Genomic DNA, 12239 nt, shown 5'->3' on the forward strand with positions numbered 1-12239 from the left:
AATAAATTATATATAGTGTGTAACACTGTGTTGCATGGTCATGTTAAAACATTAAAAATCAATTTTAACCTTCCATTGTGTTCTTTCCTGCAAAACAGAGGCCTTAACACCAGTGCTATTTATTGCCATTGAAAACTTTTCTGCCGAGGCCTGGGTATTAAAATCAAAATATATGGCATCAAGGCCAAATTCTGGCATTTTTCCCTGAAGTGAGACTATATCCTTAATTTTGGACATTTCTGAAATGAATTTGTCCTTATCAACATAAAATGTCCCCCTTTCTATTTTTGAAAGCCCCGTTTCTATTATTCCATCATATGTTATTTTGGATACTTTTTTATTAACATGCTTGCCTGAACTGTAGTAATACTGGAATAAAAAGAAGGCTGCAACAATGATCAGTGGTATGCCTATTACAAGGACATTTGAAAATATTGAGAATATTCCTACAATTAATAGCGCAACACCAATAACAATATAAACATCTGCCATTTTAATTATAATAAAATATGATTATAAAAAAGTTGTTAATGTCCATAATAACAATCATATATTTTTTTATAGTATTATGGATTTAACAATAAATGGAAAAAATTAAGTTCACAGAGGTACCTGAAAAGATACCATCAGGATATGATTGCATAGATAACTTAATGCAGGGTGGTATAGAACCTGGTATAATAACCGAATTTTATGGAATGGGTGGGGCAGGCAAAACAAATCTATCCATGATATTTTCATACTCAATGGTAAAATCTGGCAGGCAGGTTATTTATATAGATACTGAAGGATTTTCTGTGGAAAGGTTTAAACAGATATGTGGTGATGATTTTAACTACAACGATATTAATATTTACAGGGTTAAATCGCTTGATGACCAGCATCTGGCTGTGATAAAGGCGGAGAAGCTAATAGCAGAAAAAAGGGATTCAAGGAAAAGTATAGGCTTAATGGTTGTTGATTCATTTACAAATTTTTTCAGGATGGAAACGGGTACCGATGCCAATGCAAGAATGGAGGGGTACGAAAGGCAGCTTAATATTCTGTCCGGTATTGCAATTAAATATGAAATTCCTGTGCTTATTACAAATCAGATATATGCAGATGTTGAAAATCATAAAATTGAGCCATTTGGCGGTTATTTTATAGACCATGCCATGAAGGCCATTTATTATATTGAGAAAATGGATAATGGAAACAGAAGAATAACGGTGATAAAGCACAGGTCAATCCAGGAAAATTTATTTAGTGAATTTAAAATAACAAAAAATGGCATATCGTGTCAGGTGTGATTCATGGGGGTAGATATATCCAGTATATTAATAAAGCATGCCACAACATTAAAGGAAAATGCAGGTAAGATGGTTACTGTTGATGCTTATAACATTATATACCAGTTCTTAAGCAGCATAAGGGGTGAGGATGGTGAACCTTTAAAGGATAGCGCGGGAAATATTACATCACATCTTTCAGGTATATTTTATAGAACATCCTCACTGCTGGAAAATAAGATAAAACCGGTTTACTGTTTTGATGGAAAACCATTTTATCTTAAAAATGAGACACTAAAGGAAAGAAGGCTGATAAGGGAAAAAAATATAGAGGAACTTAATGCTGCAATAAAAAATAACGACATGGAAAGGGCAAGGTCCCTTTCATCAAGAATAAATTATATTACAGATGATATAATTAATGAATCCAAAAAGCTTCTTGATTTTATGGGGATACCGTGGATACAGGCGCCTTCCGAGGGTGAGGCACAGGCATCATACACGGCAAGGGCCGGCATTGTTGATTCTGTTATCTCTCAGGATTATGACTGCCTGCTATTTGGTGCCCCGCGTGTATTAAGGAATTTTACAGTGTATGGAAAGCGGAGGATTTCTGGCACTGGTAAATATATTAATGTATCACCGGAAATTATAAACCTTGAGGAGAATCTTGAAAACAATGGAATAACACAGGAACAGTTAATAGATATAGGGATTCTGGTCGGTACCGATTTTAATTCAGGTATACCGGGGATTGGTGCAAAAACCGCATTAAAGCTCATAAAGAAATTTGGAACAATAGAAAATGTTCTAAAGGAAAAAAACAAAAACATAGATCATCTGGATGAAATAAAGGATTTTTTTAAAAACCCACCGGTTGAGAAGAATATTAACCTTAACTTCAAAAGGCCGGATAGAAACAGGATAATTGATTTCCTGTGCGGCCAGCACAATTTCTCTGAATCAAGAATAATAAATGTACTGGATATAATGGACAGAAATTTTACAGACACAAGCCAGTCCAGCCTTGATAAATTTACCTAATTTTTATCCTCCTGGCTGGTTACAAGTATTTCATGGCTTCTTGGAAACTCTATTTCTATAAGTGTTTTTAACATTTTTTTTAATTCCTTTTCATCGCCTATTTCATATGATTCATTTTTAAATCCGTCCTCTATTATTTTGTATAAATTATTATCTTTATATATTGTAACTGACCTGTCCTTTTTTTTGGTTTTTAGGGATATTAGCCTGCCATTATCCATTTTTAGTAAACTGCTGTAAACTGTTTTTTCAACAGCCTTTTTTGGAATCCACGGCATTTAATCACCTTCTATTTTTTCTCTCACAGGACCTATTATATTTATTATGGATTCTGCAGCCGCGTTCTTTAAATCTACTGGATGAATCTTTTGATTTTCATATAAATTAATAAGTTCGTGAAAATCCACTTCCACGGGGCCACCCTTGCTTTCAGGCCTGTTTATTGTTAATCTTTCCTGATAGTACGGGAAAACAACGTATTTTAAAATGTCAATTACGGGATTATTTTCTGTAACACCGGCAGGACAGTATGCGTGTTTTATTTTTCTTTTGATATCCTCGTCAGAATCTGTAATAAAAATGGCCGAATCAGGGTCGCTTTTGGACATTTTTTTGAAGTCATCCATTCTCCCTGATCCCTTAAGGCTTGATATGAGGGGCATATGCACTGAGATTACCTTTTTAACGCCCATTTTCTCCGCAACATCCCTCTGAAGCATGTGGGCATGCCTCTGATCCATGCCTCCTAGGGCAAAGTCAAGGTCCATGTAAATTATATCTGTAACCTGCATTAGTGGATATATGTATTTACTAAAATCCCTGTCGGCATCCTCCTCTGTTCTGCCCATTATGGGAAGCGCCCTCCTTATTCTCAAAAGTGATGAATTTTTTGAAACTTTTAAAAGTTCCTCCCAGTAATCCCTGCTTGAAACGAGGTCACCGGCCCAGATGAATTCAACACTGCTATCAAGACCTGCAGCGATCATGGTTCTTTTTAAAAGTTCACCACTCTCCCTTATTTTTTCAATATCACCACCGAGCTTATCATTTACCCGGGCATGCCAGTCGGCCAGAAGAACCTTCATTTTAATCCCGGCCCTGACCATATCATTTATTTTATTCGTAAACAGTATGCCTGTGGCTATGTGGGGCAGCCCTGAGGGTTCAACGCCCCAGTATCCCTTGCAGGAATTTTTGAGTGCATCCAGAGCCTCATCCTCGGTAATAATTTCTGATGTATCTCTTTTTAAAAGTTCTATATTTTCCATTTTATGGTTTATATAATATTATTTTATTAACCTTTTTAGGCATGAAGCCTATAATATATAACATAAAATAAATATACCTTCTGACATTGTCATATTATATGATTATTGAATCCATAGAAATGGAAAACTTTAAGTCATACGGAAAAAAGGTAACTGTAAGGCTTAAAGATGGATTCACTGTTATTATAGGCCCTAATGGTTCCGGTAAAAGTAACCTGGGGGATGCAATGCTATTTGTTCTAGGTGCAAAATCAAATAAGGCAATAAGGGTGGATCGCGCTGCTGATTTCATACATAAGTCAGATCCACCATTAAAAAGATGCTCGGTCACACTGACCATTTCAGAGGGAGATAAAAAGTACACACTTTCTAGGGAAATAGTAAACAATGGAAATGAAATAAAATCAAATTATTATCTTAATGGAAAAAGGGCCCGTTATTTAGATGTATTAAAATTAATTGATTCCTTCCATATATACCTCGATTCTTACAGTTTTGTCCTTCAGGGTGATATTAATAATATAATAAAAATGTCCGGCGCCGAGAGAAGAAAATTAATAGAATCAATGGCAGGAATTGAGAGCTATAAAGAAAGAATTGAAAATGCCAAAAACGATATTAATGGCCTCAATGAAAACATAAACATACTGGATGCAAAGATCTCTGAAATTAAACATAATCTTGACAGATTAAATATTGATAGGGAAAATGCCAGAAAATATTCAAATTTAAAAAAAGAAATAGATGATATGAATGCGTATTTAAAGCTAAAGGATCTTGAGAATATAGAGGGAGAGATAAATTTATATAAAAATGATGTTAAAAGGCTTGATTCGGAATTAAATAAGCTTAATATAAGGTTAAAAGAGCTTAATGATAATAAGAATAAAACACAGGAAAATATAAGGGAAATAGAGAAAAAGCTTAATGACCTTGGTGGATCAGAGGTTTTAAAACTCAGAAAGGAAATAGAGGAGACAACAAGGGAAATAGCAACAATAAATGCAGGCATTAATACCCATAGAGAAAACATAGACAGCTATGAAATGCAGATAAAGGCCTCCAAAGATTCCATGGAATTTCAGAAAAATGAACTGCAGAATAAACTCAGGGAGAAAAAGAATTATGAATCATATATAAAAACAGATGAGAATAACATAAATAAAATATCCGCAGAGCTTGAAAAATTTCGTCAGGAGAATTATGCAAATTCCAAAAAATTGAGGGATTTAAATGAAAAACTAAAATCTATTGATGATTCCATAAATTCAATAAATTCTGAAATTGAAGAAAAAAATGCGTTAATAAATGATATTGGTGAAAAAATTTCCGTTAAAAAAAGGGAAATTTCCATAAAGGAGGATAGTTACAGGGATTTACAGCTTAAGGTAAAGGATTTAAAATGGAAAATAGAGGCGTCACAGGATAACATAAATGAATACTCAAAGGAAATAAATCTTATTAACTCACGTTTCATTGATTTAAGGAATAAGGTCTCATCATTATCAAGGAATAAATCAGATAATGATCAAAAGATAAGGGAACTTGAAAAACAGTTAAGGGGGCTTAATTACAGCGGTGGAATGTCTCCTGCAGTTAAGGAGATACATAATATAATGGAGCATGGTACCATACCTGGGATTTATGGTGAATTAAAAAATCTAATAGAATACGATGAAAAATATGGAAATGCAGTCATAGTCTCTGGGGGTGCACGCCTGAGGGCAATAGTTGTTGATGATGACTATGCCGCAGAAAGATGCATTAATATTTTAAAGGAAAAAAAACTTGGAAGGCTTACATTTATACCATTAAATAAAATCATGGCCCCAAAGGATCATGAAAAAAGTGAAAAACTTGTAAGGGATGGCATATCAATTGGGTTTATAAGGGATTTTGTAAGATATGATGAAAAATTTAAAATGGCAGTCATGTACTGCTTTGCCGATACATTACTATTTGATAATATTGAAAATGCAAGGAAGCATATGGGCGGTGTAAGGATTGTTACACTGGATGGGGAAATTTTTGAGGCCTCCGGATCAATAACCGGCGGATACCTGAAAAACGATGAGATTTTATATAACAGAATAACAAAGGAAATAGCCAGCCTTGAAAATGAAAACATAATAATAGATGGCGAATTGAAAAATGCAAACTCCGAGCTTGGAAATGTTTCATCCCAGTTAACAGATTTAACAAGAAAAAGGGATGTTGAAACTGCAAATCTTGAATCAAATAAAAATCTTTTAGGTGAATCGAAAAAATCGCTGCAATCATATAATGATTCCATTGAAACCTTAAAAAGGGAAATAGCAGAACTTACAGATAACCTTAAAAATATTGAGGTTGATCTTAGGGAATTAAGGCTAAAAGCTTATAAAAATAACAGGGAAAAGGAAGAAATTTTTAAACAGCTAAAGGAGATAAATCCTGAAAACATGGAAATAGAAAAACAGATAGAATCTGAATTGAATAGGGCCAATGCAGAATATAAGTCGCACAGCGATACATTAATTACAATAAATAATGATATTAAACATTTTGAGCAGAGAATTACAGAGCTTGATGAAAAAATAGGGAATTACAAAAAATCCCTTGAAGAAAAAAGTAAAGAACTTCAGGATTTAAAAAATGATCTTGATAAAAAAAATAATGCACTGAATGAACTGAGGGCCAGAGAGTATGAAATAGATTCAAAATCTAGGGATTTATACAATAAAAAGGTTGAACTTAATGATGCACTGGACAGAATATTAATTGATATAAGAAATACAGAGGATGGAATTAATAAAAAAAATATACTTATAACATCATTAAACGCAAAAATAGATGGTCTAATTGAGAAGTCTAATGAAATACATAATGAGATTATTGATGCTGATATACCTGATTTTAAGCTTACTGTAAGGGAGATTAGGGAAAAAATTGCCCATAATGAAAATGAAATAATATCACTTGGCCCCATAAATCAGAAGGCAATACAGGAATATGATGATGAGTATTCAAAGTATTCAGAAAATATAGAAAAATATGACACATTAAAAAGGGAACGCGAAAGCCTTATAGACATGCAGAATAAAATTATAGAGGAGGAGAAAAAAACATTTCTTGACCTTTTTGATGGCATTAATAAAAATTTTAAGGAGATTTATTACAGGCTTACTGGTGGTGAGGCCACGCTGGAGATAACCAGCAGGGATGACCCATTAAATTCTGAAATTTACATAAAGGCAATGCCCAAGGGGAAATACATGATAAAAATAGATGCACTGAGTGGCGGTGAGAAGAGTGTTGCTGTTCTTGCCCTTATACTGGCATTTCAGAATGAAAAACCATCACCGGTATATTATCTGGATGAGGTTGATATGTTCCTTGATGGTTATAATGCAGAACAGGTTGGAAAGCTTTTCAGGGAGAATTCTAAAAAGGCACAGGTTATAATGGTATCCCTGAAAAAGGCTGTGTCAAAATTTGCAACAAACATAATAGGTGTAACCACCGATGGGCATGGGAATACAAAAATTGTGGAAAAATATATGGAGGAGGACGATGGAGAAAAGCGAGATTCTCAGGGCGATAATAAGGCAAGGTGAAAATGAGGATATATCAGAATACGAGGAAATATTAAATGAGGCAAATGAAAATTTGGTATATCCAGATATTTTTTCTGAAACCGTATCAAAGGTATTTAAACTGGCCATGGATGGCAAAATAGACCCATGGAAAATCGATATACTGCAGTTTAAGGACCTTTTTTTTAGTGAGCCTGAGCCAAATTTTGAGGTGGCCGGACTTCTTATATCCAGTGCATGGCATATTCTTTATGAAAAAAGCATTGCAATGATAAGAGGGTATAACAGTAATAAAATATCCGATGAGTTAACTGATGATTATCCTGAAATAGAGGATTCCATGGACGATGACGAGGTTTCAGATTTTATTGATCTTAAGGAGCCTGTAATGCATGAGGACAAAAGAAATGTAACGCTAATTGAATTGCTGGATTCAATAAAAAGGGTTTATAAGAAATCCAGGGAAGAAAAAACAATAAAGGACACATCGGTGGATATAAATGAGGACATATTAATGAAATCAAATAAGGAGGATATAGAGGAAGGAATAAACCGCGTCCAGGAGGAAATTAAAAAATATATAAATCCATTTTTCCTTGAGGATTACTGGGGTAAAACTACAGAGGAAAGATCAGAATTTCTCCTTTACATGCTTTTTCTTGAAAAAAGGGGAAGGATTAGCATGGAACAGAATGAACCATTTGGAAACATCATAATAACCAAATTATTTTAAAATATTTTAAATAAATTTATACACCGTCCGATATTCCATCCTCACTTATCATTATAACCGCCTCACCCTCCGGCAGGTATGGTGAGTCTATTAATCTTGCTATTCTTTTTCCAGCCTTGGCCTTTCTAAGATAAATTCTGAATGTTGCAGTATGCCCCACAATGTTACCGCCTATTGGTGTCATTGGATCGCCAAAAAATACGGCGGGATTTGCCGATACCTGATTTGTCACGGCTATTACAGCATTATATATGGTTCCAAATTTAAGCAGATCATGCATGTGTTTATTTAAAAGCTGCTGCCTCTCTGCCAGAGAACCCCTGCCAACATATTCTGATCTAAAATGCGATGTTAATGAATCCACTATTAAGAGTTTTATTGGAAACTCCTTGGCAACATCAGCAGCCTTTTCTGCAAGAAGTATCTGGTGATGAGCATTATAAGCCCTGGCAACATGTATTCTTTTTAAAGTTTCATCAGGGTCCAGATTTTTGGCCTTTGCCATCTGTATAATCCTCTCAGGCCTGAATGTATTTTCAGTGTCTATAATAAGCACGTCTGATTCAAGGCCGCCCTGTTCCTTTGGAAGTGTGGCATTAACCGCCAGCTGCAGCATTATCTGAGTTTTACCAGACCCAAATTCGCCAAAAAATTCAGTGATGGATTGGGTTTCCAGGCCACCGCCCAGGAGTGTGTCAAGATTTTTGGATCCTGTTGATAATTTTATTACCTCCTGCCTCCTTTTTAGTATCTCCTCCCCTGTTTCAAAATTACCCACATCAGCGTATTTTCTTGCCGCATTAATGATTTTTATTGCGGCGCCTTCAGCTATTCCACTTATATCTGCAAGGTCCTTTGGGGATGCCACGGCTATGGTCATTATATCATCATATCCGCTTTCCCTTAATTTTTCAGCAGTTGCCTCGCCCACGCCTGGAAGATCCTCTATTGTAATCTCCTTTTTGCTTTCCTCAACCTTCTCCTCATTTTCAACATCCTTTTTAGCCATTAAAATATCCCTCCTTTTATCTTAAGCGATGAATCGGTTTTGCGAATTGATTCATCCTTACCTAACAAATTGAACATAGCTCTTATAGCATCCACATTTTCAGGTATAACATCACTTTCCTGATGTACAGCCTGTATGTAATGCAGTTTATTGTTATTAATTTTTATGCTGTCACGCCAGATTGCTATTTCATATAAATCAGACCTGTTCCTTGATAGCTCCCTTGCAAGATCCATTATCTGTGCTGTGGATTTAAGGCCGTCTGAGCTGTTAAGAAGCAAGAGCCTGCCATAATTTTTCCAGATATCAATTATGTCATCCTCTTTAAGATTATCCTCAAGATCGACATCAACAACATGTATATGCATCAGGGTTGTTGGAATCTTTACAGCCGTTGTCAGTATATTAATTCCCTTTATTACTGTCTGAAGATCAGGGGCATGATGTGAAGGATACTGCATTGATGGTTCCATGGCATTTATAGGCCCCTTTTTTGAATCATTTGGATCAGTGGCACGCCTCAGTATAACCGCATTAACATTTTTTATTTTATAACTTGAATGTATTGGGTACAGGGACCTTGCAAGTGCAGTGGTATTACATGATACAACCCTCACATAATTTTTATTTAATGCATCATCAAAACTAGAATAGGCATTAAAGCTTGTTTCAACAGCAGATGCCTTTTCTCCACCCTCAAGTATGGCCTTTATATTGTATTCCCGGTATTTTTTTATATTCCTCTCACCCATGCCTTCTGGGGTTCCATCAACGATTATGTCAGAATCAGAACACAAATCATCCAGTGTTCCCTTAACCCTTATGCCATTCTCCTCAAACTCCGGAATTTTGTCCTCAGAGGGTACATAAACATTAAAATATTTTGATGCCTCCTTTGCAACATAATCCGGGGAATTTTTAACTATGCCGGTAACAAACATATCATCCTGGGCTGAAACAGCATGGGCGACACGCCTTCCAATAGTACCATATCCATTGATTCCTACACCAATCATATTGCATAATTATGTTACATATGGTTATAAATTTATTTATTTAGGCTATGCAAAATATTATAAGAAAAAAAATAATTGGTTTGGGTGGAAAAATTAGAACTCAGGGATTATTTTAGAGATTATTATGTGAAAAATCCTATAAAACCTCCGGATCTTCTATTCCAGAGGGAAATAGGGTATATTCCATTTAATGGAAGCATGGTAAGGCACAGAATGTATAACAACAACATTGAAATAGAAAGATTTGTGAAAAAAATTGTGCCCAGGCATCTTTATTATTCATCGGCATATTACAGGCATCCGGAAATTACAAGAATGCAGGAAAAGGAATGGCTGGGTGCAGAACTGATTTTTGATCTTGATGCAGATCATATAGAGGGTGCAAATAAGATGACGTATGCACAGATACTGGATGAGGTAAAAAAGCATACATTAAGACTTATAAATGTTCTCATGGACGATTTTGGTTTTACCGAGGATAACATTCATTTATACTTTTCCGGTGGCAGGGGGTATCATGTACATATAGAGAGTGATGCCGTATACCAGCTGGATTCTGATGCCAGAAGGGAAATAGGTGATTATATAAGAATCGAGGGTATTAATATTGATGACCTTAAAAACCTTGACGATGATTTTTTTAACTACGGTATACTTAAAAAATTAAATAACTACATTTCAGAATTTTATGAAAACATTGATGAGAATATTATAAAATCAATACTTGGCAGAAATTACAATAACTATATAAATTATCTCCAAAAGTATTTTAACGGAAAAAAAATTATTGATTTTTTTACCGATAAATCCGGAAATAAATTTAAGATCATGGATTCATTTGATGCGAAAAACAAAATTACATATAACAGGGATATATTTAAATACATCATTGAAAACTTTAAAAAGGGTAACCTTGCTGAAATAGATGAGCCTGTTACAACAGATATACACAGGCTTATCAGATTTCCATTAAGCCTTCATGGAAAAACTGGATTAATGGTAAAACCCTTAAAAATAGATTATTTAAGAGATTTTAATCCCTTAAATGAGGCCATACCTGATGTATTTAAGGAGAAGGAAAAAATAATTAATATAAAAATAAATAAATTTGAAATTGCCATGAACAATGAGCATTTTATATTAGGCAATGGTGAGCATAAGGTACCATTGTATGTTGCAGTATTTACAAATGCCATAGGTGTATCTGATTTTGTCACATAATTTATTCTTTTTATAAATTTTAAATAAAAATAGGCATTAAAATTAAAAAATTATTTAAAAATAAAATTTATGGAGAGTTAAGGTACTCTCTCCATGTGGTTCCTTCCATCATTGGGTTTAATAGTCTTATGTATGGACCCCTTATTAATGTATCCAGTACCTTGTCGTGCAGTTCCCTTGCGGGATGTGCGAATAATACCCTGCCTATTCCGAACATTGCATCCTCTGGTGAGGACCATTCCATGTGCACCCTGTATTCAGGTGGTGTTGGTACTGCCTCCTCTGGCTTGAATGCACCTTCCTGATCCTTTGGAACCTCGCCATTTGATTCAAGTGTTTCATGTATTCCCTTTGCCTTGAGCTGGAATGAACCTACTGCTGATACTCCAATCTCCTTAAGTATCATGTACCCAAGGAATCCGGGGGCATGCTCGAAATCCTTCATGACCTCCATTATATTGCTCTCAAATTCCTTCTGCATATCCTTCTTTACTGTATGCTCTGAGAGGGCAATTGTTCTTTTTCCATATGGCATTGATATTGGTGGTACTCCAGATGGGTCACCTGCTGCAAATTTCTTGCCAAACATTACTGTAAAGTCCGTCATTTCTGTATTTACAGGCATGTTTGCATCAACAATTTCATATAATGGTTCCCATGGTCCGTATACAACCTGTGATAAACATGCAGAGCATAATCTGAATATTGATGTGAAGTTGTCCCTGTGCATATCCTCATGGTCCTTTATGTTTTTCCACATTGTGTACTGGTAAACGTTCATTGTGCTCATTTTGGTCATGTCCATTGATCCGCCACCATACCTTGTTCCGAGCGGTATTATACCAAACTGCATATGGTTCTGGAATCCAACAAACCCGGGATGCCTGGCTGTAACCTGGCAAACCTTTGGACCAACCTGCTGGAACATTTTCATTGTCGTCTCATCATTTAACATTTCTACCTCGTTTATTGCTACATATGGTTTTGGCACTTTTTGTCACCATGTGTATAATTTAATATTCATATTTAAACATTTTTAATCATGTTTATGAATATTTTTAATATTAATCAAACTTTTAATGAAAATATCATTAGATATCTA

General features: G+C 35.0%; 11 protein-coding genes. 5 read left to right on the plus strand and 6 right to left on the minus strand.

The features are described from left to right. Nucleotides 1-51: 51 nt before the first annotated feature. Entirely contained in the window at nucleotides 52-492 is a 441-nt protein-coding gene (locus AOG55_RS04730) for a hypothetical protein (RefSeq protein WP_048101644.1), read from the minus strand. Nucleotides 493-584: 92 nt separating this feature from the next. On the opposite strand from AOG55_RS04730, the gene radB reads away from it, so the two are divergent. Both radB and fen read left to right on the plus strand, forming a co-directional pair. Further along, nucleotides 585-1292, plus strand: a complete 708-nt coding sequence (radB, locus tag AOG55_RS04735; RefSeq protein ID WP_048101645.1) for a DNA repair and recombination protein RadB — start codon at nucleotides 585-587, stop codon at nucleotides 1290-1292. 3 nt (nucleotides 1293-1295) lie between these two features. Further along, nucleotides 1296-2315, plus strand: coding sequence for a flap endonuclease-1 (gene fen / locus AOG55_RS04740; protein ID WP_048101646.1), 1020 nt, complete (start codon nucleotides 1296-1298; stop codon nucleotides 2313-2315). Here fen and AOG55_RS04745 read toward each other — a convergent pair. Together AOG55_RS04745 and AOG55_RS04750 are read right to left on the minus strand one after the other, a co-directional pair. Beyond that, nucleotides 2312-2593, minus strand: coding sequence for a hypothetical protein (locus tag AOG55_RS04745; RefSeq protein ID WP_048101647.1), 282 nt, complete (start codon nucleotides 2591-2593; stop codon nucleotides 2312-2314). The genes fen and AOG55_RS04745 overlap by 4 nt on opposite strands. Then, a complete protein-coding gene (locus AOG55_RS04750) occupies nucleotides 2594-3583 on the minus strand; it encodes a tyrosine--tRNA ligase (protein ID WP_055040968.1) in 990 nt (329 codons plus the stop codon). It abuts the gene before it with no gap. A gap of 98 nt (nucleotides 3584-3681) precedes the next feature. Between AOG55_RS04750 and smc the strand changes: the two genes are divergently transcribed. Continuing rightward, a complete protein-coding gene (gene smc / locus AOG55_RS04755) occupies nucleotides 3682-7179 on the plus strand; it encodes a chromosome segregation protein SMC (RefSeq protein WP_055032539.1) in 3498 nt (1165 codons plus the stop codon). After that, nucleotides 7136-7891, plus strand: a complete 756-nt coding sequence (locus tag AOG55_RS04760; RefSeq protein WP_048101650.1) for a hypothetical protein — start codon at nucleotides 7136-7138, stop codon at nucleotides 7889-7891. Before smc ends, AOG55_RS04760 begins: the two co-directional genes overlap by 44 nt. Before the next feature lie 16 nt (nucleotides 7892-7907). Here the strand turns inward: AOG55_RS04760 and radA are convergent, their stop codons facing one another. Both radA and AOG55_RS04770 read right to left on the minus strand, forming a co-directional pair. After that, a complete protein-coding gene (radA, locus tag AOG55_RS04765; RefSeq protein WP_048101651.1) occupies nucleotides 7908-8900 on the minus strand; it encodes a DNA repair and recombination protein RadA in 993 nt (330 codons plus the stop codon). Further along, nucleotides 8900-9916, minus strand: coding sequence for a type II glyceraldehyde-3-phosphate dehydrogenase (locus AOG55_RS04770; RefSeq protein WP_048101652.1), 1017 nt, complete (start codon nucleotides 9914-9916; stop codon nucleotides 8900-8902). The genes radA and AOG55_RS04770 overlap by 1 nt, the downstream gene beginning before the upstream one ends. Nucleotides 9917-10000: 84 nt before the next feature. Between AOG55_RS04770 and priS the strand changes: the two genes are divergently transcribed. Continuing rightward, on the plus strand, nucleotides 10001-11137 hold the full coding sequence (gene priS, locus AOG55_RS04775) for a DNA primase catalytic subunit PriS (RefSeq protein WP_048101653.1): 1137 nt from the start codon (nucleotides 10001-10003) through the stop codon (nucleotides 11135-11137). A gap of 67 nt (nucleotides 11138-11204) precedes the next feature. Here priS and sor read toward each other — a convergent pair whose 3' ends face one another. Next, entirely contained in the window at nucleotides 11205-12128 is a 924-nt protein-coding gene (sor, locus tag AOG55_RS04780) for a sulfur oxygenase/reductase (protein WP_048101654.1), read from the minus strand. Nucleotides 12129-12239: the final 111 nt, after the last annotated feature.

The sequence above is a fragment of the Acidiplasma cupricumulans genome, assembly GCF_001402935.1.
Taxonomy (GTDB): Archaea; Thermoplasmatota; Thermoplasmata; order Thermoplasmatales; family Thermoplasmataceae; genus Acidiplasma; species Acidiplasma aeolicum.